Annotated in this window: 30 protein-coding genes; 8 read left to right on the top strand and 22 right to left on the bottom strand. The window is 56.3% G+C overall.

Annotation, left to right across the window (positions count from 1 at the left end; genetic code table 11):
* The 9 genes from MXM41_RS20005 to fkpA form a co-directional block, all read right to left on the bottom strand.
* The coding region (locus MXM41_RS20005) for a GTP-binding protein (protein ID WP_000031662.1) at positions 1 to 214 on the bottom strand (214 nt) is incomplete at its 3' end.
* A 67-nt stretch (positions 215 to 281) separates the two neighbouring features.
* Complete coding sequence (gene fusA / locus MXM41_RS20010) at positions 282 to 2,396, bottom strand: elongation factor G (RefSeq protein ID WP_325933924.1); 2,115 nt, start codon at positions 2,394 to 2,396, stop codon at positions 282 to 284.
* 96 nt (positions 2,397 to 2,492) lie between these two features.
* The gene (gene rpsG, locus MXM41_RS20015; RefSeq protein ID WP_004106370.1) at positions 2,493 to 2,963 is read right to left on the bottom strand and encodes a 30S ribosomal protein S7; all 471 of its coding nucleotides are present in this window, start codon (positions 2,961 to 2,963) and stop codon (positions 2,493 to 2,495) included.
* 96 nt (positions 2,964 to 3,059) lie between these two features.
* The gene (rpsL, locus tag MXM41_RS20020) at positions 3,060 to 3,434 is read right to left on the bottom strand and encodes a 30S ribosomal protein S12 (protein WP_003023654.1); all 375 of its coding nucleotides are present in this window, start codon (positions 3,432 to 3,434) and stop codon (positions 3,060 to 3,062) included.
* Between the two features lie 124 nt (positions 3,435 to 3,558).
* Positions 3,559 to 3,846: a sulfurtransferase complex subunit TusB gene (gene tusB / locus MXM41_RS20025; RefSeq protein ID WP_325933925.1), complete on the bottom strand. Its 288-nt coding sequence runs from the start codon at positions 3,844 to 3,846 to the stop codon at positions 3,559 to 3,561.
* Positions 3,847 to 3,853: 7 nt separating this feature from the next.
* Positions 3,854 to 4,213, bottom strand: a complete 360-nt coding sequence (gene tusC / locus MXM41_RS20030) for a sulfurtransferase complex subunit TusC (protein ID WP_325933926.1) — start codon at positions 4,211 to 4,213, stop codon at positions 3,854 to 3,856.
* Positions 4,213 to 4,599, bottom strand: a complete 387-nt coding sequence (tusD, locus tag MXM41_RS20035; RefSeq protein ID WP_325933927.1) for a sulfurtransferase complex subunit TusD — start codon at positions 4,597 to 4,599, stop codon at positions 4,213 to 4,215. The genes tusC and tusD overlap by 1 nt, the downstream gene beginning before the upstream one ends.
* The gene (locus MXM41_RS20040) at positions 4,599 to 5,321 is read right to left on the bottom strand and encodes a helix-turn-helix transcriptional regulator (protein WP_103824847.1); all 723 of its coding nucleotides are present in this window, start codon (positions 5,319 to 5,321) and stop codon (positions 4,599 to 4,601) included. Before MXM41_RS20040 ends, tusD begins: the two co-directional genes overlap by 1 nt.
* A gap of 165 nt (positions 5,322 to 5,486) precedes the next feature.
* Positions 5,487 to 6,305, bottom strand: a complete 819-nt coding sequence (fkpA, locus tag MXM41_RS20045; RefSeq protein ID WP_325933928.1) for an FKBP-type peptidyl-prolyl cis-trans isomerase — start codon at positions 6,303 to 6,305, stop codon at positions 5,487 to 5,489.
* A 236-nt stretch (positions 6,306 to 6,541) separates the two neighbouring features.
* Between fkpA and MXM41_RS20050 the strand changes: the two genes are divergently transcribed.
* On the top strand, positions 6,542 to 6,760 hold the full coding sequence (locus tag MXM41_RS20050) for a protein SlyX (RefSeq protein ID WP_325933929.1): 219 nt from the start codon (positions 6,542 to 6,544) through the stop codon (positions 6,758 to 6,760).
* A gap of 51 nt (positions 6,761 to 6,811) precedes the next feature.
* Here the strand turns inward: MXM41_RS20050 and slyD are convergent, their stop codons facing one another.
* The 4 genes from slyD to kefG all read right to left on the bottom strand — a co-directional run bounded on the left by slyD (position 6,812) and on the right by kefG (position 10,062).
* The gene (gene slyD, locus MXM41_RS20055; protein WP_325933930.1) at positions 6,812 to 7,396 is read right to left on the bottom strand and encodes a peptidylprolyl isomerase; all 585 of its coding nucleotides are present in this window, start codon (positions 7,394 to 7,396) and stop codon (positions 6,812 to 6,814) included.
* A gap of 94 nt (positions 7,397 to 7,490) precedes the next feature.
* Positions 7,491 to 7,691: a YheV family putative zinc ribbon protein gene (locus MXM41_RS20060; RefSeq protein ID WP_325933932.1), complete on the bottom strand. Its 201-nt coding sequence runs from the start codon at positions 7,689 to 7,691 to the stop codon at positions 7,491 to 7,493.
* 11 nt (positions 7,692 to 7,702) lie between these two features.
* Complete coding sequence (kefB, locus tag MXM41_RS20065) at positions 7,703 to 9,508, bottom strand: glutathione-regulated potassium-efflux system protein KefB (protein ID WP_325933934.1); 1,806 nt, start codon at positions 9,506 to 9,508, stop codon at positions 7,703 to 7,705.
* Complete coding sequence (gene kefG, locus MXM41_RS20070; protein ID WP_325933935.1) at positions 9,508 to 10,062, bottom strand: glutathione-regulated potassium-efflux system ancillary protein KefG; 555 nt, start codon at positions 10,060 to 10,062, stop codon at positions 9,508 to 9,510. The genes kefB and kefG overlap by 1 nt, the downstream gene beginning before the upstream one ends.
* Before the next feature lie 121 nt (positions 10,063 to 10,183).
* Here kefG and MXM41_RS20075 point away from each other — a divergent pair, with 121 nt between their 5' ends.
* Both MXM41_RS20075 and MXM41_RS20080 read left to right on the top strand, forming a co-directional pair.
* Entirely contained in the window at positions 10,184 to 12,088 is a 1,905-nt protein-coding gene (locus MXM41_RS20075) for an ABC transporter ATP-binding protein (RefSeq protein WP_325933938.1), read from the top strand.
* Positions 12,089 to 12,103: 15 nt separating this feature from the next.
* Positions 12,104 to 13,042, top strand: coding sequence for a LysR family transcriptional regulator (locus tag MXM41_RS20080; RefSeq protein ID WP_325933940.1), 939 nt, complete (start codon positions 12,104 to 12,106; stop codon positions 13,040 to 13,042).
* Here the strand turns inward: MXM41_RS20080 and mdcH are convergent.
* From mdcH to mdcA, 8 genes are all read right to left on the bottom strand, one after another.
* Positions 13,032 to 13,931 (bottom strand): malonate decarboxylase subunit epsilon, encoded by a 900-nt coding sequence (gene mdcH / locus MXM41_RS20085; protein WP_325933941.1) that lies wholly within the window; start codon positions 13,929 to 13,931, stop codon positions 13,032 to 13,034. The genes MXM41_RS20080 and mdcH overlap by 11 nt on opposite strands.
* Entirely contained in the window at positions 13,928 to 14,548 is a 621-nt protein-coding gene (locus tag MXM41_RS20090) for a malonate decarboxylase holo-ACP synthase (RefSeq protein ID WP_325933943.1), read from the bottom strand. Before MXM41_RS20090 ends, mdcH begins: the two co-directional genes overlap by 4 nt.
* Positions 14,549 to 14,550: 2 nt before the next feature.
* Positions 14,551 to 15,510, bottom strand: coding sequence for an AEC family transporter (locus MXM41_RS20095; RefSeq protein WP_325933944.1), 960 nt, complete (start codon positions 15,508 to 15,510; stop codon positions 14,551 to 14,553).
* A 130-nt stretch (positions 15,511 to 15,640) separates the two neighbouring features.
* A complete protein-coding gene (mdcE, locus tag MXM41_RS20100; protein ID WP_325933946.1) occupies positions 15,641 to 16,441 on the bottom strand; it encodes a biotin-independent malonate decarboxylase subunit gamma in 801 nt (266 codons plus the stop codon).
* On the bottom strand, positions 16,441 to 17,274 hold the full coding sequence (locus tag MXM41_RS20105) for a biotin-independent malonate decarboxylase subunit beta (protein ID WP_325933947.1): 834 nt from the start codon (positions 17,272 to 17,274) through the stop codon (positions 16,441 to 16,443). The genes mdcE and MXM41_RS20105 overlap by 1 nt, the downstream gene beginning before the upstream one ends.
* The gene (gene mdcC / locus MXM41_RS20110; protein ID WP_325933948.1) at positions 17,267 to 17,566 is read right to left on the bottom strand and encodes a malonate decarboxylase acyl carrier protein; all 300 of its coding nucleotides are present in this window, start codon (positions 17,564 to 17,566) and stop codon (positions 17,267 to 17,269) included. Before mdcC ends, MXM41_RS20105 begins: the two co-directional genes overlap by 8 nt.
* A gap of 9 nt (positions 17,567 to 17,575) precedes the next feature.
* Positions 17,576 to 18,433, bottom strand: coding sequence for a triphosphoribosyl-dephospho-CoA synthase (locus MXM41_RS20115; protein ID WP_325933949.1), 858 nt, complete (start codon positions 18,431 to 18,433; stop codon positions 17,576 to 17,578).
* A complete protein-coding gene (gene mdcA, locus MXM41_RS20120; protein WP_325933950.1) occupies positions 18,433 to 20,088 on the bottom strand; it encodes a malonate decarboxylase subunit alpha in 1,656 nt (551 codons plus the stop codon). Before mdcA ends, MXM41_RS20115 begins: the two co-directional genes overlap by 1 nt.
* 281 nt (positions 20,089 to 20,369) lie before the next feature.
* Here mdcA and MXM41_RS20125 point away from each other — a divergent pair, with 281 nt between their 5' ends.
* From MXM41_RS20125 to MXM41_RS20135, 3 genes are read left to right on the top strand one after another with little or no spacing between them, the layout of a single operon-like run.
* Positions 20,370 to 21,386 (top strand): hydrolase, encoded by a 1,017-nt coding sequence (locus tag MXM41_RS20125; protein WP_325933952.1) that lies wholly within the window; start codon positions 20,370 to 20,372, stop codon positions 21,384 to 21,386.
* Between the two features lie 2 nt (positions 21,387 to 21,388).
* Positions 21,389 to 21,607, top strand: a complete 219-nt coding sequence (locus MXM41_RS20130) for a YheU family protein (protein ID WP_039031541.1) — start codon at positions 21,389 to 21,391, stop codon at positions 21,605 to 21,607.
* A 30-nt stretch (positions 21,608 to 21,637) separates the two neighbouring features.
* On the top strand, positions 21,638 to 22,507 hold the full coding sequence (locus MXM41_RS20135; RefSeq protein WP_325933955.1) for a phosphoribulokinase: 870 nt from the start codon (positions 21,638 to 21,640) through the stop codon (positions 22,505 to 22,507).
* Between the two features lie 95 nt (positions 22,508 to 22,602).
* Here the strand turns inward: MXM41_RS20135 and MXM41_RS20140 are convergent, their stop codons facing one another.
* The gene (locus MXM41_RS20140) at positions 22,603 to 23,007 is read right to left on the bottom strand and encodes an OsmC family protein (RefSeq protein ID WP_142487354.1); all 405 of its coding nucleotides are present in this window, start codon (positions 23,005 to 23,007) and stop codon (positions 22,603 to 22,605) included.
* Between the two features lie 310 nt (positions 23,008 to 23,317).
* Here MXM41_RS20140 and crp point away from each other — a divergent pair, with 310 nt between their 5' ends.
* Complete coding sequence (gene crp / locus MXM41_RS20145; protein ID WP_000242758.1) at positions 23,318 to 23,950, top strand: cAMP-activated global transcriptional regulator CRP; 633 nt, start codon at positions 23,318 to 23,320, stop codon at positions 23,948 to 23,950.
* Between the two features lie 57 nt (positions 23,951 to 24,007).
* The gene (locus tag MXM41_RS20150; protein ID WP_325934137.1) at positions 24,008 to 26,095 is read left to right on the top strand and encodes a YccS/YhfK family putative transporter; all 2,088 of its coding nucleotides are present in this window, start codon (positions 24,008 to 24,010) and stop codon (positions 26,093 to 26,095) included.
* The last annotated feature ends 69 nt before the right edge of the window (positions 26,096 to 26,164 follow it).

The following is a 26,164-nucleotide window of genomic DNA, read 5'->3' on the forward strand; positions in this document are numbered from 1 at the left end:
TGTCATATTCAACGTGAGAAGTGTTGATGGTGATACCACGAGCTTTTTCTTCTGGTGCGTTATCGATCTGGTCGAAAGCACGAGCAGCACCGCCGTAGGTTTTAGCCAGTACGGTAGTGATTGCAGCAGTCAGGGTAGTTTTACCGTGGTCAACGTGGCCGATAGTACCAACGTTGACGTGCGGTTTTGTACGTTCAAATTTTTCTTTAGACACGGCTATATTCCTTACTATAGTGCCCCCTCACCGAGGGGGCACGGGACTTAGATTTTAACCCTACGGCTTATTTACCACGGGCTTCAATTACGGCCTGAGCAACGTTGTTCGGCGCATCATCATACTTCAGGAACTCCATAGAGTAAGAAGCACGACCTTTGGTCAGAGAACGCAGCTGAGTTGCATATCCGAACATTTCAGACAGCGGAACTTCAGCGTGGATCACAACGCCTGTAACGTTAGTTTCCTGACCGCGCAGCATACCACGACGACGGCTCAAGTCACCGATGACATCACCGGTGTTCTCTTCAGGAGTTTCTACTTCAACCTTCATGATCGGCTCAAGCAGAACTGGTTTCGCTTTCTTAAAGCCTTCTTTAAAGGCGATAGAAGCTGCCAGTTTAAACGCCAGTTCAGAGGAGTCAACGTCATGGTAAGAACCGAAGTGCAGACGAATACCCATGTCTACTACCGGGTAACCAGCCAGCGGACCAGACTTCAGCTGCTCCTGGATACCTTTATCAACGGCAGGGATGTATTCGCCAGGAATTACACCACCTTTGATGTCGTTGATGAACTCGTAACCTTTCGGGTTAGAGCCCGGCTCCAGTGGGTACATGTCGATCACAACGTGACCATACTGACCACGACCACCAGACTGCTTAGCGTGTTTACCTTCAACATCGGTAACTTTCTGGCGAATCGCTTCGCGGTAAGCAACCTGAGGTTTACCCACGTTAGCTTCAACGTTGAATTCACGCTTCATACGGTCAACGATGATGTCCAGGTGCAGTTCACCCATACCAGCGATGATGGTCTGGTTAGATTCTTCATCAGTCCATACGCGGAATGATGGGTCTTCTTTAGCCAGACGGCCCAGAGCCAGACCCATTTTTTCCTGGTCAGCTTTGGTTTTTGGTTCAACGGCGATAGAGATTACCGGCTCTGGGAACTCCATGCGCTCCAGAATGATTGGGTGATCTGGGTTACACAGGGTATCACCAGTAGTCACGTCTTTCAGACCGATAGCAGCAGCGATGTCACCCGCGCGAACTTCTTTGATCTCTTCACGTTTGTTCGCGTGCATCTGTACGATACGACCGAAACGCTCACGTGCAGCTTTCACGGAGTTCAGGATGGTGTCACCGGAGTTAACCACACCAGAGTAAACGCGGAAGAACGTCAGGTTACCAACGAACGGGTCGGTAGCGATTTTGAACGCCAGAGCAGCAAACGGCTCGTCATCACTTGCGTGACGCTCAGCCGGCGTGTCTTTACCGTCGTCCAGGATACCGTTGATCGCAGGAACGTCTACCGGGGATGGCAGGTAATCAATTACCGCATCCAGCATCGCCTGAACACCTTTGTTCTTGAACGCAGAACCACAGGTTACCAGGATGATTTCGTTGTTCAGAACACGCTGACGCAGAGCTGTTTTGATCTCTTCTTCAGACAGTTCTTCACCACCCAGGTATTTCTCCATCAGGTCTTCTGAAGCTTCTGCAGCGGACTCGATCAGGTTCTGGTGCCATTCGTCAGCCAGGTCCTGCATGTCAGCCGGGATATCTTCGTATTCGAAGGTAACGCCTGCGTCTGCTTCGTTCCAGTTGATGGCTTTCATTTTCACCAGGTCAACAACACCGGTGAAACCTTCTTCAGCACCAATTGCCAGCTGCAGCGGAACAGGGTTCGCGCCCAGACGGGTTTTGATCTGACCAACAACTTTCAGGAAGTTCGCACCCATGCGGTCCATTTTGTTAACGAACGCAATGCGTGGAACTTTGTATTTGTTTGCCTGACGCCATACGGTTTCAGACTGTGGCTGAACACCACCAACTGCGCAGTAAACCATTACCGCACCATCAAGAACACGCATGGAACGTTCTACTTCGATGGTGAAGTCAACGTGGCCCGGGGTGTCGATGATGTTTACGCGGTGTGGTTCATACTGCTTAGCCATACCAGACCAGAATGCAGTAGTCGCTGCGGAGGTGATGGTAATACCACGCTCCTGCTCCTGCTCCATCCAGTCCATGGTTGCGGCGCCGTCATGAACTTCACCGATTTTATGGTTTACACCGGTGTAGAACAGAATACGTTCGGTGGTAGTGGTTTTACCGGCGTCGATGTGCGCACTGATACCGATGTTACGGTAGCGTGCGATGGGTGTTGTACGAGCCATTTGATTCCTCGTTTATCTTTTTAGGCGTTCAGTTAAGTAACCCAAAGCGGGCTGCTTCGCTGAAGCGCCCGCCTGGTGACTAATACTCCGAAGGGATTACCAACGGTAGTGTGCGAACGCCTTGTTGGCTTCTGCCATACGGTGAACGTCTTCACGTTTCTTAACTGCAGTACCTTTGTTGTCTGCAGCGTCAGAAAGTTCGTTCGCCAGACGCAGAGCCATGGATTTATCACCGCGTTTACGAGCAGCTTCAACGATCCAACGCATTGCCAGAGCATTACGACGGACCGGACGAACTTCAACTGGTACCTGATAAGTAGAACCACCAACGCGACGAGACTTAACTTCTACAGTCGGACGTACGTTGTCGAGAGCGACTTCGAAAGCTTCCAGTTCATTTTTACCAGAACGCTGAGCCAGGGTCTCCAGCGCGCTGTATACGATTGCTTCTGCAGTAGATTTTTTACCATCTACCATCAGGATATTTACAAATTTTGCCAGCAGTTCTGATCCGAATTTCGGATCTGGAAGAATTTTACGCTGACCAATGACGCGACGACGTGGCATGGGAATACTCCGTTGTTAATTCAGGATTGTCCAAAACTCTAAGAGTTTAGTGTGACATTAAGATAAATCAGTTTGGCCTTACTTAACGGAGAACCATTAAGCCTTAGGACGTTTCACGCCGTATTTGGAGCGAGATTGCTTACGGTCTTTAACGCCGGAGCAGTCAAGCGCACCACGAACGGTGTGGTAACGAACACCCGGAAGGTCTTTTACACGACCGCCACGGATCAGGATCACGGAGTGCTCCTGCAGGTTGTGACCTTCACCACCGATGTAGGAAGTCACTTCAAAACCGTTAGTCAAACGCACACGGCATACTTTACGCAGTGCGGAGTTTGGTTTTTTAGGAGTGGTGGTATATACACGAGTACATACGCCACGTTTCTGCGGGCAGGCTTCCAGCGCAGGCACGTTGCTTTTTGCAACTTTGCGTGCACGTGGTTTGCGTACCAGCTGGTTAACTGTTGCCATTAAATAGCTCCTGGTTTTAGCTTTTGCTTCGTAAACACGTAATAAAACGACCTCATACAATATGAGGACGCGAAATTTTAGGGCTACGTCGAAAAGGTGTCAAGAATTATACAGCGATCTCAGGTCACCAGTTCATTTGGCCGGTGTGCTGGATAGCCAGATTGACGAAATCAGTATAGCTAACCACGTCAATTTTGGTTGAAATTTGACCAGAGAGGCCGCGTGCATCGATGTCATCTTTAAGCGCTGAGACAGAGATGGGGGCATTACAGAGAATATCAACAAAGCGGCTGCCTTCCACCGCCGCCAGAACGCCATCCTGAATGAGCAGCACGGCATCGCCCTCACGCAGCATGCTTAACAGGCTTTCGATGTCGCAATGCCAGGGGGAATGGCTCAGGGTATGGAGCATGACCGCCTCAGAATGTCAGAATAGTGTCGTAGTGGGAAAGTTTTTCACGCAGTAACGCCGGTGCCAGTACGGTAGCGTCCAGAACAAAAGGCGTGCGTTCATTGAAGCCCCGCGCGTGCAGGGAAGCCGCACAGACGTAGAACGTCTCGATGTCATACAACGGCAGAACCTTAAATGTCGCGATGTAATCGCGCGCCAGCACCGCTTGTGGCCGCTGGCCGGCAAGCAGCTGAAGTACGCCATCTCCGATAAAGAAAACACCGATCTCTTCCGTCAGCGCGGAAGTCGCCAGTAACGCATCCAGCCCTTCCCTTCCGCTGGCACTGCCGTGCGGGGCGGAATTAAATACAAACGCAACGCGGTTCATCAGAATTGCACCATCCGGTCACAGGTTAATGCAGCCTGAGCCAGCGCCCCGAGGCCGCTGAGCGAAAAGCCGTCATTAAGATTCGCCGCGGACAAGCCCAGTCGTTGCGCTTCGCCCGCATCGGTTATGCCCCGACGTAGCGCTGCCGCTACACAGATATGCAGGGCTACGCCATGTTCCTGATTGAGCGACTGCCAGGCGCGAACCAGATCGAACTCGTCAGATGCGGGGGATGTCAGCTGGTTAGCGTTATACACGCCTTCGCGGTAGAAAAAGACGCTGGTCAGCTCGTGTCCGGCAGCCAGCAGTGCGCGGGCAAACTGCAACGCGCTGCTGGCCTGCTGCGTACCGTATGCCGGGCCTGTCACCATTAATGCAAAACGCATTATTTCTCTTGCCCCAGGAAATCACCGCTTTTGAACTGACGAATGTAGAGATACACCGTGTGCTTGGAGATATTGAGACGATCGGCCACCTGGTTAATGGCGTCTTTAATATCGAAGATGCCTTTTTCGTAAAGGTTAAGCACGATCTGACGGTTCTTGGCATTGTTAGAGACATTGCGATCGGCGTTAACTTCTTCAATGGTGAATTCCAGCGTCTGGGTGACAAGGTCTTCAACGGAAGAGGCAAAGTTTACAGAGGATCCTACATCCGGCGTTTCTGGCGGAATAAAGGTGTTCATGATCTGGGAGAACGGCACATCAAGGTTCATATTGATGCACAGCAAACCAATCACGCGATGATCGCGGTTGCGGATGGCGATGGTCACGGACTTCATGAGAACGCCGCTCTTCGCGCGGGTGAAATAACATTTGGAGACGCTGCTGTCCGCGCCGGTCATGTCGTGCAGCATACGCAGTGCAAGGTCGGTGATTGGCGAGCCAATTTTACGGCCAGTATGCTCACCATTGGCGATGCGGATGGCAGAACATTTCAGATCTTGCAGGGAGTGCAAAACGATTTCGCAGTGGGACCCAATGAGCATCGCTAACCCGTCCACTACCGCTTCGTAGGATTTCAGAATATCGAAATCGGTCTGATCGAAAGGACGTTGATCCAGCAAATCAAGTTCGCTGGTTTCGTTGGTTAAAAGCGACCTGGTCATGAAAAAAACACTCCTTTTCAGGAGCCTGTCGGTAGGTTTTCAGGGCAGGCTCATTATTTACACGGGCAATTAAATTAATACAGCGTAGGTAGCGCTTCCAGTGTTAATTATATCTGCACCACAATAAAAAAACCGCCGCTTCAGAGGCGGCGGTTTTTTACCGGTTTACTTCTTGGTGGCTTCTGCTGACGCCTCAGGCTTCGCGTCAGCCTTAGCATCCGCTTTCGGCGCTGGCTTGATGTCCAGCAGCTCTACATCGAATACCAGGGTGGAGTTCGCCGGGATACCCGGAACGCCGGTTTTACCATAAGCCAGATCCGGTGGGATGACCAGCTTGATTTTACCGCCTTTCTTGATGTTCTTCAGGCCTTCAGTCCAGCCAGGGATAACGCCATCCAGACGGAAGGAGAGCGGCTCTCCGCGGGTATAAGAGTTATCGAACTCTTTACCGTCGGTCAGGGTACCTTTGTAGTTCACAACGACGGTATCGCTGTCTTTCGGTGCGTCGCCGGTCCCTTCTTTTTCTACTTTATAGACCAGGCCAGTAGAAGAGGTTTTTGCACCTTTCTCTTTAGCGAAAGCATCACGGTAGGCTTTGCCTTTCGTTTCGTTCTCAGCCGCGTCTTTCTCCATCTTCTCCTGCGCTGCGCCTTTCACGCGCGCTTCGAAAGCCTGGAGAGTTTGCTCGATTTCCTGGTCAGACAGTTTGCTCTTGTCCGCAAACGCATCCTGAACGCCCGCGATCAGCTGAGCCTGGTCCAGTTTGATACCCAGTTTTTCTTGCTCTTTCAGAGAGTTTTCCATGTAACGGCCCAGAGATGCGCCCAGCGCGTAGGCTGATTTCTGGTCGTCATTATTGAACGCCGCTTTACTGTCAGCAGTGGCAGCAGGCTTCGCCGCAGTATCGGCAGCGAAAGTCAGCGGCGCATGCAGCGCGACAGCCATCGTGGTCGCCAGCAGCGTTACTTTAAACAGTGATTTCATCCATTTCTCCAGGGCCGGGGACTCTCACCCCGTGTTAAGCGTAAATGAGTAGCGTACTATAAAACGTTGAGGAACAAATCTACAGGTAGACACCCCTGATTCGCACCACATTTCAGACTATTTTTGTTTAAATTAGTTTCTCAGCAACAGGATGATTACTGCGCCCAGGGATAATCTCGGGTAAAATTCGCCGCCGCCAGCCCCGGACGGATTTAATGAAACAAACGAGGTGAATCATGCAGAATACAGAAATGGAAGCGCGTCTGGCTGAACTTGAAAGCCGCCTGGCTTTTCAGGAGATCACCATCGATGAGCTAAATCAGACCGTGACCGCCCACGAACTGGAGATGGCAAAACTGCGGGATCTGATGCGACTGCTAACCGAAAAAGTGAAAGCGTCGCAGGCATCGCACATTGCGTCGCAGTCGGAAGAGACACCGCCGCCCCATTATTAAGACGTAAAAAAAGCGGGAATATCCCGCTTTTTTGGCTTCAGGGCGTAACGATTAGTGGCAACCGCAGCCGCCACCGCCGCAACCGCCTTTACCGTGGTCGTGACCATGGTCGTGATCGTGGCCGTGACCACCGCAGCAGCCATCGTGACCGTGATCGTGGTCATGGCCGTGCGCGCCGTGAACGTGGCCGTGAGCCAGCTCTTCTTCGGTGGCTTCGCGGATCGCAACCACTTCAACGTTGAACTTCAGGTTCTGGCCAGCCAGCATGTGGTTGCCGTCAACCACAACGTGGTCGTCTTCAACTTCAGTGATTTCAACTGGAACCGGACCCTGGTCAGTTTCAGCCAGGAAACGCATGCCAACCTGCAGCTCGTCAACGCCCATGAAGACGTCTTTAGGAACACGCTGAACCAGGTTTTCATCGTACTGACCGTAAGCGTCGTTCGCGCCTACAGCAACATCAAATTTGTCGCCAACTTCATGACCGTCCAGCGCGTTTTCCAGACCGGAAATCAGGGAACCGTGACCGTGCAGGTAGTCCAGCGGCGCACTCACCGGAGACTCATCAACCAACACACCGTCTTCTGTACGTACCTGATAGGCCAGGCTGACCACCAGGTCTTTTGCTACTTTCATGATATCTCCTGAGCGTGGGAAAATTGCTGGCGCAGATTGTAGCCGAATTCTGCACCCGTGTACCCTTTAGCTTAAAAAAACTCGGGACATATCGCTAGTCCGGATGAAAAATGCCGATCACTTGTTCTTCTTTGCGTACATGATCGCGCGCTTCTTTATCGGCTTCACGCATCTGGTGTCCGCACTTAACACACTCAACAATATCAATATTGTTCTCGCGCCACATGGCCAGTGAATCCTGAGCCTGACAGGCCGGGCATTTCGCGCCGGCGATAAAACGTTTACGTACCGCCATTCTCTACCTCTTTATTCAAATTCATCCCAGCCATCCAGCTGCCGACGCTCCTGCTGCATTTCACGCTGGAAAATCTCTTCCAGCTCACGGCGCGCCTCCCGCACACGGGAAATCTGCACCGTATCAGTATGCACCGGCATCAGCTCGCGCAGCATGCGCATATCAAGACGGCGAAAGTGTAACTGCGCGCGCTGGGCCTGATGAGGATGCATACCCAGCGTCACTAAGGTTTTACGCCCTAGCTCCAGCGCACTTGAGAAGGTCTCACGGGTGAAGTATTTAACCCCGGCCTGAAGCAGCTCGTGTGCCTCAACACGTCCTCGCGCGCGGGCCAGGATATGCAGATGCGGAAAATGCTGCTGGCAGATCTCCACCAGCTTCATGGTGTCTTCAGGGTCATTACAGGTAATCACTATCGACTCTGCCGCCTCTGCCCCTGCGGAGCGTAGCAGTTCGACCTGGGTAGCATCGCCGTAATAGACCTTATAACCGTATTTGCGCATCAGGTTGACTGCGCTGATGTCACGCTCCAGCACCGTCACACGCTTTTTATTCGCCATCAGCAAACGCCCGATGACCTGACCGAAACGCCCGAAGCCCACCACAATCACCTGTGGCTTATCATCTTCCACCCAGGGGGCTTCATGCTCATCTTCCGGGGCATTTATGCGGCGGGACAGCTGCTTATCGATAAGCTTCATCAATAGCGGGGTGGTCATCATCGACAGCGTAACGGTTACTAACAGCAGCGCCATCTGGTCATGCTGGAACAATTTCTGAGACGATGCTGTGGAGAAGAGCACAAAAGCAAACTCTCCCCCCTGGCTCAAAACCCCGGCAAGCTGCGCCCGCTCCGCCTGACGCAAGCCATAGACCCGCGCCAGCACATAAAGCACCAGCATTTTGACGGCCACCAGCACGGCGACGCTCATCACGACCCACAGGATATGGGTGTAGAGCACGCCGAGATTCAGCGCCATGCCGACAGAAATAAAGAACAGCCCTAACAGCAGCCCTTTAAAGGGATCGATAGCAATTTCCAGCTCGTGCCGGTACTCACTCTCCGCCAGCAGTACACCCGCGATAAAGGTACCGAGCGCCATCGACAGCCCCAGCGCATCCATAAACAACGCCGATCCGAGCACCAGCAGCAGCGTCGCGGCGGTAAACACTTCCCGCACGCCGGACGCGGCGATAAAGCGGAAAACCGGGCGGAGAAGGTAACGTCCACCTATCAGCATGCCGGCAAAGGCCAGCACCTTCATGCCAATTTTCATCCAGTCGAAATGTTCATCTCCCGACCCTGCCAGCAGCGGAACCAATGCCAGCGCCGGGATCACCGCCAGATCCTGAAACAGCAGGATCGAGAAACCCAGTTGCCCCGCTTCGCTGCGGTTCATCCCCTTATCACGCATCAGCTGTAGCGCCATCGCGGTGGAGGACATCGCCAGGCCAATCCCGCCAACCACCGCGGCCTGCCATGAGAACTGGGTCAGCATCAGGAGTCCGCCGAGGATCACCGCGCTGCACAGCACCTGCGCGGCGCCAACGCCAAAGATAGAGCGCCGTAACTGCCAGAGCTTGGCCGGATTCAGCTCAAGGCCGATAATAAACATCAGAAAGACAACGCCCAGCTCCGAGAAGTGCAGGATTTCGTCCACGTCACTGATGAACCCCAGCCCCCACGGGCCGATGGCAATACCCGCCAGCAGATAGCCGAGCACCGCGCCAATACCCAGGCGAGATGCCAGGGGCACTGCCACCACGGCGGCAAGCAGGAACAGCACCCCTGCCAGCAAAAGATCGGAGCCTTCCATCAGTGGCCTCCCGTCAGATTAGGCGCCGCCAGCCAGTCACCGTATGCTCTGGCATGACTGGCCAGTTCATCCTGGGGCTGCCGGCGAGCCCAGTAAACCACGATTGGACTCAGCCAGTGCATGTGACACATGGCCGCCGTCAGCTCAAACGGGCGTAAAATATCGTTCATCGAGTAGCGATTCAGGCCATCGTGGCGGTAAGCGCTCTCCGGCTCGCCGGTGGTAATGACGTTCCGCCAGTACTTTCCCGCCAGCTGGTTTCCTCCCGGACCACTGGAAAATCCCCGGCTCAGCACGCGATCCAGCCACTCTTTCAGCAGCGCCGGGCAGCTATAGGTATAGAGAGGATGCTGGAATACGATGACGTCATGCTGACGCAGCAGTTCCTGCTCATAAGGGATATCGATAAAAAAATCGGGGTAGTGCGCGTAAAGATCGTGCACCGTCACATTACTGAGCTGTAATGCCGGTTGAAGCAAAACCCGGTTGGCGACCGAGTCCTGAGACTCCGGATGGGCATACAGCAGCAGCACTTTTGCTGTCTGGGACATCATTCCTCTCCCGGGTCGTCATCACTGTTGTTTTGGGCTACCATGGCACACCCACGCGGCGCGTGGCGGCATATTTAACCTGATTATAATGACAACTTAACATAGTCGGAACATACGGCGCTCTATGATTGTTTTCTCCTCATTACAAATTCGTCGCGGCGTACGTGTCCTGCTGGACAACGCTACAGCCACCATTAATCCGGGCCAGAAAGTGGGCCTGGTGGGCAAAAACGGCTGCGGTAAATCCACGTTACTGTCATTGCTGAAAAACGAGATCGGTGCCGATGGCGGTAACTTTACCTACCCCGGCAACTGGCAGCTGGCCTGGGTCAACCAGGAGACGCCTGCCCTGAGCGTACCGGCGATGGACTATGTTATCGACGGTGACCGGGAGTACCGCAAGCTGGAAGCCGAGCTGCACGCCGCCAACGAACGTAACGACGGTCATGCGATCGCTACTGTGCACGGCAAACTCGACGCCATTGATGCCTGGACCATTCGCTCCCGCGCTGCCAGTCTTTTACACGGTCTCGGGTTCAGCAACGAGCAGCTGGAACGCCAGGTGAGCGATTTCTCGGGTGGCTGGCGCATGCGTCTTAACCTGGCCCAGGCGCTGATCTGCCGCTCCGATTTGCTGCTGCTTGATGAACCCACTAACCACCTGGATCTGGATGCAGTGATCTGGCTGGAGAAGTGGCTGAAGAGCTATCCGGGCACGCTGATCCTGATCTCTCACGACCGAGACTTCCTCGACCCGGTGGTGGACAAAATTATTCATATCGAACAGGAAACGATGTTCGAGTACACCGGCAACTACAGCTCGTTTGAGCGCCAGCGCGCGGTACGCCTTTCCCAGCAGCAGGCCATGTACGAAAGCCAGCAGCAGCGCGTGGCGCACCTGCAAAGCTTTGTCGATCGCTTTAAGGCGAAGGCGTCAAAAGCAAAGCAGGCCCAGAGCCGCATCAAGATGCTGGAACGTATGGAGATGATCGCCCCGGCGCACGTCGATAATCCGTTCCACTTTAGCTTCCGGGCGCCAGAAAGCTTGCCCAACCCGTTGCTGAAGATGGAAAAAGTCAGCGCAGGCTATGGCGAACGCATCATCCTGGACTCGATCAAGCTCAACCTGGTGCCGGGTTCCCGTATCGGTCTGCTTGGGCGCAACGGCGCCGGTAAATCGACGCTGATCAAACTACTGGCGGGCGAGCTGACACCCGTGCGGGGCGATATCGGCCTGGCGAAGGGCATTAAGCTCGGGTATTTCGCCCAGCATCAGCTGGAATTCTTGCGCGCGGACGAGTCGCCGCTACAGCACCTGGCGCGTCTGGCCCCACAGGAGCTGGAGCAGAAGCTGCGCGATTACCTGGGTGGATTCGGTTTCCAGGGCGATAAAGTCAGCGAACATACCGAACGCTTCTCCGGCGGCGAAAAAGCCCGTCTGGTGCTGGCGCTGATCGTCTGGCAGCGCCCTAACCTGCTGCTGCTCGATGAACCGACTAACCACCTCGATCTCGACATGCGTCAGGCGCTGACCGAAGCGTTGATCGAATTCGAAGGCGCGCTGGTGGTCGTTTCGCACGACCGTCACCTGCTGCGCTCCACCACCGACGACCTCTATCTGGTGCATGACGGCAAAGTCGAGCCGTTCGATGGCGATCTGGAGGATTATCAACAGTGGCTGAGCGACGTGCAGAAGCAGGAAAGTCAGCCAGCGGAAGGGGCCAAAGAGAACGCCAACAGCGCTCAGGCCCGTAAGGATCAGAAACGTCGCGAGGCAGAGCTGCGCACCCAGACCCAGCCGCTGCGCAAAGAGATTACCCGTCTGGAAAAAGAGATGGAGAAGCTCAACGCCACGCTTGCCACCGTAGAAGAGAAGCTCGGTGACAGCGGCCTGTATGACCAGACGCGCAAAGCCGAACTGACCGAGTGCCTGCAGGTGCAGGCCAAAACCAAGTCCAGCCTTGAGGAGTGCGAAATGGCCTGGCTGGAAGCGCAGGAACAGCTCGAAGAGATGCTGCAGAGCGACTAACCCTGTGGAGGGGCCATGATACCTGACCTGACCAGCGAAATAACCTTTCGCAAACTTAGCATCTTCATGACATTTATGGAGACGGGTAACATCGCCCGGGCCGCTGAGGTGCTGAACCTCAGCGGGGTCAGCGTGCATCGTGCCCTGCACACGCTGGAAGATAACGTCCGCTGCCCGCTGTTCACGCACAAAGGTCGTAACCTTATCGCCCTGCCCGCCGCCTGGACGCTGCTTGAGTATTGCCAGGAGGTGATGCAGGTTATGGAACGCGGGCTGGAAGAGGCGCGTAAAACGGCGGGTGTGGGTCAGGGCCGCCTGCGGGTGGGAACACTTTACTCCCTGACACTCGAGACGGTGCCGCAGTTAATCATGGGCATGAAGCTGCGCCGCCCGGATCTGGAGATGGATCTCACGATGGGATCGAACGAGACCCTGCTGCATATGCTGGATGAAGGCTCGCTGGATGCCATTCTCATCTCAATTTCTGAAAGTGAAATTGACCGTAACAACCTCGAAGTGCTGCCCCTGTTCCACGATGATATTTTTCTGGCCGCCCCCGCATCAGCGCGGCTCAATACCCAGGCGCTGGCAGATTTACGCGACTATAAAGATCAGAAATTTGTCGCCCTGGCGGAAGGCTTTGCCACTTATGCCGGGTTTCAGGAGGCGTTTCATATCGCCGGTTTCGAGCCGGAGATCGTCACCCGGGTCAACGATATTTTTTCAATGCTGAGTCTGGTACAGGCGGGGGTCGGCTTTACGCTGATGCCGGGCAGGATGAAAAAAGTGTACGAAAACTCGGTGCAGCTGTTAAAGCTGGCCGAGCCCTATCAAATGCAGCAGTTGATTGCCATCGTCTTTGCCCGCAACCGCGAGCAGGATCCAGGCCTGCGGGCGCTGGCGGCGGAAGGCCGCATGTACGCCCGCCGCCTTGAGCAGAACGCTACGCCTTAAGACGCCGTGCAAGATGTACCGCGACGTCAATGCCGCTTCGTTCCAGAGAGACTGATTCCCCTTCCCAGGCCGCCTGACGCGTCAGGCAGGTGAGCACGCCACCGGGAGGCATCTCTATCGCCAGCCGTGCTTCACGTTCGTTTGCGGCAATCACCGCCTCCTGCCAGCGCACCGTCCGGGCCATGTTCATGGCCAGATCGTCGGCAATTTTCTCTGGCTGCCAGAGCACGCGCCCGGTGCTGCCGCTCAAGTATGCGCAGCGTGGGCGGGAGAGCGTAACCCGGCTGAACGCTCCAGCAAGTTTGTGTGCCGGTTCAGCCAGCAGCGCACAGTGCGACGGAACACTTACCGCCAGACGACGGGCTTTATTGGCCCCTTTCGCCAGCGCGCGCGCCGCCACTTCCGCCATGGCGTCATCGGCGCCGGCGATCACAATCTGCGTCTCTGCATTCAGGTTGGCAACGTAGGTGCCGGTGCCTTCCATCAAGGTTTCTACCTGCGCAAGGGTTAACCCCATAATGGCCGTCAGGCCGTAGCCCTGCGGATAAGCCTGCTCCATCAGATCGCCACGCAGCGCCACCAGTTTCAGGGCATCAGAAAACTCGAGCGCCCCGGCGAGCACCGCCGCAGGATAGGCGCCGATAGAGAGGCCGCTGACGATATCCGGCGCCACGCCCCGGCGCGCCAGTTCACGCGCCCAAGCGACCCCCGCTATCAACAGCGCAAGCTGCACCGCGCGGGTGTGTTGTAGCGCAGCCGGGGAGTCCAGTGCGTCCACTTCGGTGGCGCCCAGCACTTCACGCGCCTGCGCAAGCTCGGTTCCCGGCAGGTTTTGCAGCATACCCGGATGCTGCGTCCCCTGCCCCGGAAAGGTAAACAGGATCTTCATTGTTCCTCCCATGCCCAGGGATTTGCCGTCAGGCGCGGCCCCCGGTCGGTTTTCAGCAACGTTTTTCCATCACGCAGCCATTCGTTGAGCGCAAAGCCGCCCAGCGGCGTCTCGACCTGGGTATCGGCCCGGCAGAGTGCGCCTTCAAACTGCGATTGCCAGGTAAGTAAAACATCGCGCGAAAGCGGCTGCGGGGCGCGGATCAGCAAATCAAGATCGCTGTCGGCGTGGATCACCGCAATGCCGGTTGCCAGCGCATAACCTGTGCTGCCGGTAATACCCCACGTCCAGGGCCAGGACATACGGGAAAGCTGTACCGCCACCTGAACCGGTGGCTGAGTGATAAATGGCGAACGCAGCAGACTCGCTTCCGCGCTCAGGCTTTCGGGGGAGACAACCCGGGCAATATGCGCGGGATTAACCCAGCCCGCCGCGCGCTGATCGCGCCTGAGACCACGTACCCCTACCGGAATACGCCCGTTATTATCAACATCACGCCGCACCACCACCGGCAGCCCGGTGTGCCAGGCCGCATCCACCCAGGGATCCTGGATATCCTCCAGCGCATCCCGGTTGGTAAGCCAGATTAAGTCGTGCGGGCGTAATGTTGTGGTCATGATTACATTCCTGAAGTCAGCGAGATAAACAGCGGCAGCGACAGGATACACAGGACGGAGCTTAACAGCAGCACCGCTTCCGCATCCGGAGACTGCACGCCAAAGCGGTTACCAAACACCACGCCGAAGAAACCGGCGGACAGGGCAATCATCAGGATAGCGGTGATCGCCACGGAACCGTGCAGACCAAAGAGTAAAACGATACCCCACGCAATGGCTGGCTGAATCAGCAGCTTGGCGATGGTCGCGCTAATCACCATGGTATTAATCTGCAGCTTACGGGCCGACAGGATCACGCCGGTCAGGAACAGTGCTGCGGCGGTTGCGGCCAGGCCAAGAGGTTTAATCGCCGCCAGTACCAGTTCCGGCATTTTGATACCGATGGCAGAGAGAATGACACCCAGCAGCGGGCCCATCACGATGGGTTTCTTAATGGAACGCCACATCAGCACCGGCAGCATGGAGAGCGTTGAGCCTGAGTTATTGCCCTCGGCACGCGCTTTTTCACGTTCCAGAATCAGCAGGCAGAACGGCGTCATCAGCACGGAGCCGCAGGCGATGGAGACCGCCACGGAGAGCGAAGTCGCAGAGCTTTCACCCAACACGCTGCCCAGGATCGGCAGCCCCAGCGCCGCATAGTTCGGCAGCGCCACGGTCAGGGTCAGCACGGCGGCATCCTGCGGGGACTTTTTAAAGACTTTGGTGGCGAGGAAGTAGATTGCCGCATAGGTAATCCACATCGCCAGGGTCAGGACCAGGATCAGCGGCGACTGGGCAATGATACCTGCCCAGGAGGTTTGCACCGTGGCGCTGAACAGCGCGGCGGGCAGCGCAAAATCCATCACGAAGATATTAAGCAGAGACACATTTTTGTTGTCCACCATTTTGGCTTTACCGGCCCAGAAGCCGAGCAGCATGATGACAAAAATGGGGGCAAGGGCATGAACAATCACATAAGTCATAAATCACCTGTAAAAAAAGAAGTTTAAGCACTGACGCGATGGTTATTATTTTCAGGATGCAGGTTCCCACGTGGGCGCAACGGGTGCGCCCACGGGGCGTGCATCTGGCAGGTCTTTTATTTTTTGGGTATTACCAGCTGGCTCGCATACGTTCGCGTACGAGAGCAGAGCTATGGCGATTGTCGGCACCCAGACGGCTTTTCAGCGTCGGCTCCCGGCGAGCGTCATCAATGGCCTGTTGTAATGTGGTTTTCACCAGCGCCAGATCGAGAGAAGAAGGTGCGTCCGGATTGCTGATATCCAGCAGGTTTTCCAGCAGCCCCAGCGTGGCGTAGTTACTGATGTCATACGCCATTGGCGGGATAGTTGCCGCCAGTTTTTCCAGTGCCTCCACGGTACGCAGCGTGATGCGCGCGGCAGACTCTTTGCCCATCGCATGGATCAGTACGCCTTTGTCATTGAAGGCGATCAGCCGGTTGGCCTGATAGCCGTGGGCCAGAAACGCCCCGGACATCGCTTTCCCGACGATAAGGCCAATCACCGGATGGCCCGCCAGACGCGCGTTAGCATAGGCCGCAGCAGCGCCAGCCAGCGCCTGGTGAATACCAAACCCCTCTTCACGGCGACCATAGGCCTGGCTTGGCACGTCGATCACCGCCACAATCGGACGTTTAACCGGTTTGTCAGCATCGGCCGCCACGGTTTCACTCACCACTTTGGCCAGGGTCCAGCCCTCCAGCAGACCGACCTCGCCTTTCGCCGCACGCGGATAGTGGTTGTTTGCATCCGGCACCACCGCGACAAAGCGCACCGCTTCGCCATTCAGTTCACCGTCTGCCGCCTGAACCGACGGGCAGAGCCCTTCCAGACGTCTGGCATTCGGCGCGAGGGTTTCCAGCCAGAGCTCACCACGGCTAATTGAAGTACTCATCATTTCACCTCCCGGGCAAAGAGTGCGTGAATCTGTTCGGTATCCGCCTGTTTACGGGTGTCGAAGTGGGTCAGGCGTTCGAGATACCAGTCGTAGTTATCGGTGCGGTGTTTTGCCGGCACGCCTTTCGCAATCGCGTCGTTCATCGCCGCTTTCACCGCCTTCACGCCGTCGCCCACCAGCGCATCCACCAGCCCACTTTCATAGCGAATTTCGCCCCCGGTCATGCTCCAGATAAACGGACGGTCGCGGGAGTCATACTCTTCAATGCCCGCCTCCTGCTCGATAACCTGTGGGCCGTTGAGCCCAAGACGCGCTTCACGGGTAACGATGAGGTAGCTGCACAGGGCTGCCGCAATAGACATCCCGCCGAAACAGCCGACGGTACCGGCGACAATGCCGATAACCGGGGTATAGCGGCGCAGATCGACAATCGCCGCGTGGATATCGGCAATGGCCGCCAGGCCAAGGTTAGCCTCCTGCAAACGTACGCCACCGGTTTCAAGGCTCAATACCGCCTGGGTTGGAATGCCGTTACGGTTATCTTCCGCCGCCAGCTCCAGCGCAGCCGCCATTTTGGCACCTGAGACTTCGCCCATGCTGCCGCCCTGGAATGCCCCTTCTATCGCCACCACCACGGCAGGTTTTCCGTTGATGGTGCCTTTCGCCACCACCATGCCGTCATCGGCCTGCGGCACAATGCCCTGCGGCCCCAGCCACGGAGAGATAATCCCTTCAAACGGATCCAGCAGTTCGCGGTAGCTACCCTCGTCGAGCAGTGCCTGCGCACGCTGGCGCGCTTTCAATTCGATAAAGCTGCTGTCATCACGCATGGCTCACCCCCTCAAAGACCTGTTCGATACGAATGCGCGCCACGCCCGGCGTTGCGCCAAAGTCGTGGATGGTCAGTTTGCCAGCCGGCAGGCTGCTGACGGTCTGGAGCCGGTTGAACAGCGCATCCCAACGGCTACGGCTGTTATCAACGGAGGTGGTAATTTCAATAGCCAGCGTCTGGCCCTGGTCGGCGGTAAATAACACCTCCATATCGCCAGAGCCAACAACGCCTGCCAGCGCTTTGCCGTTCAGGTTACGGCTGGCGGGCAGAGTTAATGTGATTCTTTCCATAACATCCTCTTAATTCGCTAAATAAGGCGTCTCGGTGCGGTCAAGGAACAGCGTGGCGGCCAGCAGGTCGGCCGCGCCGCCCGGAGAGGCATTGAGCAAGAGCATTTGTTTGTCTAACAGGGCTAAGATGCGCTGCCCCTCAGGATGCGCGGTGCCGCCAGCGGCTAATACCGCCCGGGCGCCGCTCTGCATGGCATCCAGCCCCTCCATACCGGCACGGGAGAGCACGCAGGTATCGGTTAACGAGGTCATGATCGCCATTAGCGCATCAAGCCGGGCGTGAGCTTCGGTACCGCCGTTAAGCCGGCTCAGGCGAAGCTGCGGCAACGCCCGCTGCATAATGTGCGGAAACGCCTGCTGCGCCTCTTCCCGCGCACCCGGCACCCGATAACGGTGGGTGGCGCGCAGCCCTTTACTGAATACTTTCGGTGCGGCATCATCCGGCAGTTTCGCCAGCTGCGCGGCGGTGTCGGCGACCGTCTGCGCTTTCGCACTGCCGCCGAGCATCGCTACGGCGCTGACTAACAATCCCAGCGCCCAGATGGCACCGCGGTGGGTATTCACCCCGCCGGTGGCGGCCATCATCTGCTGCTCGCCTTCGCGCCCCAGCCGACCCACGGTCTGCCGTAGCGCGATATCGGCTGGACGCTGCCAGCTTTGCAGTGCCAGCGCCTGAAACGTGGGGGTCAGGCTGTGCGCCGAGCGCTCCATCAATGCAAGAGATAAATCGTGGTGCGCGCCGTTCCCCCGACTGTCCACCAGACCGGGTTTCGGGCTAAGTCGCGCTTCGTCAATCAGACACTGCGTGGCGGTTCGCGCCAGCCATTCGGCACCGCCTTCAACCTGGATCCGGGGCAGAAGTTTCATTACCAGCTCCGGAATTTCGCAGGTGGGTTGTACAGGCCGCCGGACCACTCAACGAGATCAGACACACTGCCCGCCGCCAGCAGAGAACGCGTCGCGTCGGTGCGGCGAATGCCCATGTCTTCCGGATAGAGTACTTTGCCGCTCTGGCGCAGTTCGGCGACGCGTTTCGCGTCCACACCCAGACCAATATCGGTGATCCCCGCGACGGCAGCGACCATGGCGCGACGCTCCTCCAGATCTTTCGCGCGGTAGAGGTAAGCAATCCCCTCTTCCGTCAGCACGTGGGTGACGTCATCGCCGTAAATCATCACCGGCGCCAGCGGCATACCGGAGGCTTTCGCCACATCGACAGCATCGAGTTTTTCCACGAAGGTTGGCTTCACGCCCGCCTGGAAGGTTTCGACCATCTGCACTACCAGCTTTTTACCGCGCTGCATTGGATCGGGCTCAGTGATCATGTTCAGCCAGGCCGGCGTGGCATGGCGACGGCCGTGCGGGTCGTGGCCCATGTTAGGCGCGCCGCCGAAGCCAGAAAGGCGACCGCGGGTTACGGTTGAGGAGTTGGCATAGCCATCCACCTGCAGCGTGGAGCCGATAAACATATCCACCGCGTACTGGCCTGCCAGCTGGCAGAAGGCGCGGTTAGAGCGCATGGAGCCGTCGGCACCGGTAAAGAACACGTCCGGACGGGCACGAATGTACTCTTCCATCCCCAGCTCACCGCCGAAGCAGTGCACGCTCTCTACCCAGCCGCTCTCAATGGCGGGGATCAGCGTAGGATGTGGGTTCAGCGTCCAGTGTTTACAGATTTTGCCTTTCAGGCCGAGCTGTTCGCCGTAGGTTGGCAGCAGCAGTTCAATCGCCGCGGTGTTAAAGCCAATCCCGTGGTTCAGGGACTGCACCTGGTGTTCCGCATAGATGCCTTTGATGGCCATCATCGCCATCAGGATGTGTTCCTGTTTGATCAGCCGTGGATCGCGGGTGAACAGCGGTTCGATGAAGAACGGCTTGTCGGCCACCACCACGAAATCAATCCAGGAGCCGGGGATATCCACGCGCGGCAGGTCGCACTCGTCGTCCACCAGCTCGTTCACCTGCGCGATGACGATGCCGTCGTGGAAGGCGGCGGCTTCTACCAGCGCCGGGGTATCCTCGGTACTGGCGCCGGTATAGAGGTTACCTTTACGGTCAGCTTTAAAACCGGCAATCAGCGCCACGTTCGGTGACAGATCGACATAGAGGCGGGAATAGAGTTCGATGTAAGTGTGGATGGCACCAATCTCCAGCTGCCCGTCTTCCAGCAGCTGCGAAATACGCAGACTTTGGGTACCCGAGAAAGAGAAGTCGAGTTTGCGGGCGATGCCCTTCTCAAAAATATCCAGGTGTTCGCTACGACCCACGCTCGGCATAATCATATGCAGATCGTGAACGATTTGCGGATTCACTTCGGCGAGCGTTCGTGAAAGAAAGTCTGCCTGTTTCTGGTTATTTCCTTCCAGTACGACTTTGTCGCCTGGGGCGATCAGTTTTTCCAGCATGGCGACAAGGTCGCCTGTTGGCAGTACCTTGCCCTGCACCGGGACGGAAGCCAGGCGGCGCGCTTTTTCAGTACGACGCGTATTCCAGTTCCGGGCTGGCGTTTGCCCTGATAACATTGTTAACCTCCTGATTCAGCACATCTTTAGATTTGCTTAACGCTGAGTTAAGTGTGCGCCCTGGTGATAAAGTCATCAATTAAGCCTGGAACAGATTCGTTAGCTTGAGAGTAATAATGAAGGTGAAGAATTGTGATCGGGATCATTTCTCGCTGTTAAACAGCAGGCTATGTGCACAAAAAATATTCAATGGGAGATAAATCAGATCGGGGAATTTTTATAAACAGGAACCGATTCGGAAGGTATAGTGAACGATTGAGAAGAATTAACATCACATCGTTATGACGCAGACAATCCCATCTGAATTTAACTTTACGCCCGACGAGCGCGCGACCTTTGTCCCTATGCGGGGCGTGTCGAATCGTCATCTGCAGACCATGCTGCCGCGTCTCATCCGTCGTAAAGTGCGCTTTACCCCCGTCTGGCAGCGCCTTGACCTGCCGGATGATGACTTCGTGGATTTGGCCTGGAGTGAAGATCCGCTTCATGCGCAGCATAAACCCCGGCTGGTGGTATTTCACGGGCTGGAGGGTAGTCTGCATAGCCCCTATGCTCATGGCCTGATTGAGGCGGCGAAAGCCCGCGGCTGGCTGGGCGTAGTCATGCACTTCAGAGGATGCAGCGGCGAACCCAATCGCCAGAAACGCATCTATCACTCCGGCGAAACAGAAGACGCAACCTGGTTCCTGCGCTGGCTGGCAGAGACCCACGGTCCGGCCCCCACAGCTGCGGTGGGCTATTCGCTGGGAGGAAACATGCTGGCCTGTTTGCTGGCGAAAGAGGGGGACAATATTCCGCTGGATGCCGCTGTCATCGTTTCAGCCCCGTTCATGCTGGAGCAGTGCAGCTATCATATGGATAAGGGCTTTTCCCGCGTATATCAGCACTACTTACTTAACCTGTTGAAAGGCAACGCCTCACGTAAACTGAAAGCCTATCCGGGCTCGCTGCCGGTAAACCTGGAGCAGCTCAAGCGCATGCGACGCATTCGCGAATTTGACGATTTGATCACCGCGAAAATTCACGGCTTTGCCGATGCTATTGACTACTATCGTCAGTGCAGCGCCATGCCGTTGCTGAATCAAATCACCCGGCCTACGCTGATCATTCACGCGAAAGACGATCCCTTTATGGATCATCACTCAATTCCGGCGCCGGAACATTTACCGGCAAACGTGCAGTACCAACTGACCGAACATGGCGGGCACGTGGGCTTTATCGGCGGCACGCTGCGTCGGCCGCAGATGTGGCTGGAGACACGTATCCCGGACTGGCTGACCCCCTATCTGGAAAAATAAACATGATCATTCCCTGGCAGGATCTGGCTCCCGAAACGCTGGATAATCTGATTGAAAGCTTTGTATTGCGTGAGGGCACAGATTATGGTGAACATGAACGCACGCTTGAAATGAAAGTCGCCGATGTTAAACAGCAGCTTAAAAGCGGTGAAGCCGTTCTGGTGTGGTCAGAATTGCACGAGACGGTGAATATCATGCCCCGTGGTCAGTTTCGCGACTGATCGCACACTCTTTCCACTCAGGGAGTTGCTATGTCCGCCAGACATCCGGTTATTGCCGTTACAGGGTCGAGTGGTGCAGGTACCACGACCACCAGCCTCGCCTTTCGTAAGATCTTCTCGCAGCTTCATCTGCGTGCCGCGGAGGTCGAAGGCGACAGCTTTCACCGCTACACCCGCCCTGAAATGGATATGGCAATCCGCAAAGCGCGCGATTTAGGCAAACATATCAGCTACTTTGGTCCTGAAGCGAACGACTTTGGCCTGCTGGAGCAGACCTTCGCAGAGTACGGGCGAAGCGGTACGGGCCAGTCGCGCAAATACCTGCATACCTATGACGAAGCGGTGCCGTGGAACCAGGTACCGGGTACCTTTACGCCCTGGCAGCCGCTGCCTGAACCCACCGACGTGCTGTTTTATGAAGGTCTGCACGGTGGGGTCGTTACGCCGCACCATGACGTGGCGCGCCATGTCGATCTGCTGGTGGGGGTCGTGCCTATCGTCAACCTGGAGTGGATCCAGAAGCTGACGCGGGATACCAGCGAGCGCGGCCATTCCCGTGAAGCGGTGATGGATTCGGTGGTTCGCTCGATGGAGGATTACATTAACTTCCTGACGCCGCAGTTTTCCCGCACCCATATTAACTTCCAGCGCGTCCCGACCGTGGACACCTCCAATCCGTTTGCTGCAAAAGCCATTCCGTCACTGGACGAGAGCTTTGTGGTAATCCATTTCCGCAATCTGGACGAGATCGATTACCCCTGGCTGCTGGCGATGCTGCAGGGCTCGTTTATTTCACACATGAATACGCTGGTGGTCCCGGGTGGGAAAATGGGGCTGGCGATGGAGTTGATCATGACGCCGCTGGTGCAACGGATAATGGAAGGCAAGAAGATCGCCTGAGGCTTTATCGCCCGGTGGCGCGACGTTCACCGGGCCTACGATTTTCTCCCTCTCCCAGTGGGAGAGGACATCAGACCGCACGAGGCCTTACAACCTTACGCCTCGATCACCTCATACGAATGGGTAATGTTGACCGCTTTTTCCAGCATCAGCGCCACGGAGCAGTACTTCTCGGCGGAGAGGTCCACCGCGCGGGAGACCGCAGCGTCTTTTAATGCCTTGCCGGTGACAACGAAATGCAGATTGATATGGGTGAACAGGCGCGGCGCTTCTTCCCGGCGTTCTGACGTCAGCTTCACTTCACAGTCGGTCACATCGTGACGCCCTTTTTGCAGAATCGATACCACGTCGATAGCGCTGCATCCGCCCGCCGCCATCAGCACCACTTCCATCGGGCTTGGCGCTTTGTCGCCGGAGTTGCCATCCATCAGAATCTGGTGGCCCGAGGCGGACTCACCGAGGAACGTTAACCCTTCGACCCATTTCACACGTGCTTGCATTTTTATTAACTCCAGGATTGCATTTTTCCCGTCAGATTACGCGTCAGTAATAATTCTGGCAACGGAAGTCGACCTGCATCAAGCTGAAGCGAGACACCAGGAGACACGCGGCAAAACCTATGCTAAAACAATCGTGATGCTACAGTAATACATTGACGTTGCACATGTATGCAGAGGACATCACACATTACAGGCTGCTAATTATTGTGACAGCCCGATCCCCAGGCAGGGGGAAGAATTCGATTGCAACCCCAGAGCGAAGGTAGTCAGCCTGACTCTGGAGACAGCTTATAACAGAGGATAACAGCGCATGGTGCTTGGCAAACCGCAAACAGACCCGACTCTCGAATGGTTCTTGTCTCATTGCCATATTCATAAGTACCCATCGAAGAGCACGCTGATTCACCAGGGTGAAAAAGCGGAAACGTTGTATTACATCGTCAAAGGCTCAGTGGCAGTGCTGATCAAAGATGAAGAAGGCAAAGAGATGATCCTCTCTTACCTTAATCAGGGAGACTTTATCGGCGAACTGGGCCTGTTTGAAGAAGGTCAGGAGCGTAGCGCCTGGGTGCGTGCAAAAACCGCGTGTGAAGTGGCTGAGATCTCTTATAAGAAATTCCGCCAGCTGATCCAGGTTAACCCGGATATCCTGATGCGTCTCTCTTCGCAGATGGCTCGCCGTCTGCAGGTGACCTCCGAGAAAGTGGGCAACCTCGCCTTCCTGGACGTGACGGGCCGCATTGCTCAGACCCTGCTGAACCTGGCGAAGCAGCCAGACGCCATGACCCACCCGGACGGTATGCAAATTAAAATCACCCGTCAGGAAATTGGTCAGATCGTCGGATGCTCTCGTGAGACAGTCGGTCGTATCCTGAAAATGCTGGAAGATCAGAACCTGATCTCCGCCCACGGTAAAACCATCGTGGTTTACGGAACACGTTAATTCCACTCAGACGGCGTGGCATCGCAGGATGACACGCCGTTTTTGTCTCTCTCACCCATGTGGCGCAGGCTCATTTATCACCCGGAAGTTAACTACGCACTGCGGCAAACCCTGGTGTTATGTCTCCCTGTGGCCGTGGGGTTAGTTCTGGGTTATCTGCAGTACGGTCTGCTGTTTTCTCTCGTCCCTGCCTGCTGCAACATTGCCGGTCTCGATACGCCCCATAAACGCTTTTTTAAACGCCTGATTATTGGCGGCTCCCTGTTTGCGGGCTGTAGCCTGGCGGTACAGCTTCTGCTGGCGCGCGATATTCCGCTGCCTCTCATTCTGACCGTGCTGGCGATGACGCTAGGCGTCACGGCAGAGATTAGCGCCCTTCATGCTCGTCTGCTGCCCGCCTCGCTGATTGCGGCTATCTTTACCCTGAGTCTGGCGGGAAATATGCCGATCTGGGCGCCGCTGCTCATCTACGCGCTGGGCACCCTGTGGTACGGGCTGTTTAACTGGTTCTGGTTCTGGATGTGGCGCGAGCAGCCGCTGCGGGAATCGTTAAGCGTGCTTTATCAGCAGCTGGCGGATTACTGCGAAGCCAAATATACCCTGCTGACGCAGCACACCGATCCTGAAAAGTCGCTGCCGCCGCTGCTGGCTCGCCAGCAGAAAGTGGTGGATCTGATCGGCCTCTGCTACCAGCAGCTGCATATGCTGGCGGCGAACAGAAATCATGAATACAAACGTCTGCTGCGTACCTTCCAGGTGGGACTGGATCTCCAGGAGCACATCTCCGTCAGCCTGCACCACCCGAATGAGGTACAAAAGCTGGTCGAGCGCAGTCACGCCGAAGCGGTGATCCGCTGGAACGCGCAGACCGTCGCCGCCCGTCTACGTGTGCTGGCTGATGACATTCTCTACCATCGCTATCCCACCCGCTTCAGTATGGACAAGCAGCTCGGCGCGCTGGAGAAAATTGCCCGCCAGCACCCGGACAACCCGGTGGGCCAGTTCTGCGCATGGCACTTCAGCCGTATTGCCCGCGTGCTCCGCACCCAACGTCCGCTCTATCCTCGCGATCTGATGGCGGACAAGCAGAAACGCCTGCCGCTGATCCCAGCCCTGAGAAGCTATCTGTCGCTGAAATCTTCCGCTCTGCGTAATGCGGCACGCATCAGCGTGATGCTGAGTATCGCCAGCCTGATGGGGATGGCATTGCATCTGCCAAAACCTTACTGGATCTTAATGACCGTGCTGCTGGTGACGCAAAACGGCTATAGCGCCACGCGGGTGCGTATTCTCCACCGGGCGGCCGGTACGATGGCGGGGTTGATTATTGCGGGCGTCACCCTGCACTTGCACGTACCAGAAGGCTATACCCTGGCAGGTATGCTGATGATCACCCTGGTGAGTTACCTGTTTATCCGTAAGAACTACGGCTGGGCGACGGTGGGCTTTACGGTGACCGCCGTGTACACCCTGCAGCTGATCACGCTGAACGGCGAGCAGTTTATTATCGCCCGACTGGCCGACACCCTTATTGGCTGCCTGATTGCCTTCGGCGGAATGGTGTGGCTGTGGCCGCAATGGCAAAGCGGGCTGCTGCGCCAGAACGCCCACGACGCGCTGGAGGCCGATCAGGAAGCCATCCGCCTGATCCTCAGCGACGATCCGCAACCCACACCGCTGGCGTGGCAGCGCATGAAGGTCAACCAGGCCCACAACGCGCTGTTTAACTCCCTCAACCAGGCGATGCAGGAGCCGGGCTTCAATTCGGCGTATCTGGCGGATATGCGGCTATGGGTGACGCACAGCCAGTTTATCGTCGAGCATATCAACGCGATGACGACCCTGGCGCGCGAGCATACGATGTTGACGCCCGATCTGGCGCAGCGTTATCTGCAGTCGTGTGAGATCGCCCTTCAGCGCTGCCAGCAGCGACTGGAGTATGACGCACCGGGCGAGAGTGGGGACAGTAATATTCTGGAAGCGCCAGAGACCCTGACGCATGGACCGATGAGCACGCTGGAACAGCATCTGCAACGCATTCTGGGGCATTTGAACACCATGCACACCATCTCCTCGGTGGCATGGCGCCAGCGCCCGCATCATGGGATCTGGTTGATCCGGCGGCTGAAGCGGACGCCGTATTAAACACAAAACGGTAACCAGGGGTTACCGTTTTTTATGTTTGCTCCCTCGCCCTGTGGGAGAGGGTTGGGG

Origin of the sequence: Leclercia adecarboxylata (genome assembly GCF_035787115.1) — a bacterium.
GTDB lineage: Bacteria > Pseudomonadota > Gammaproteobacteria > Enterobacterales > Enterobacteriaceae > Enterobacter > Enterobacter adecarboxylatus_E.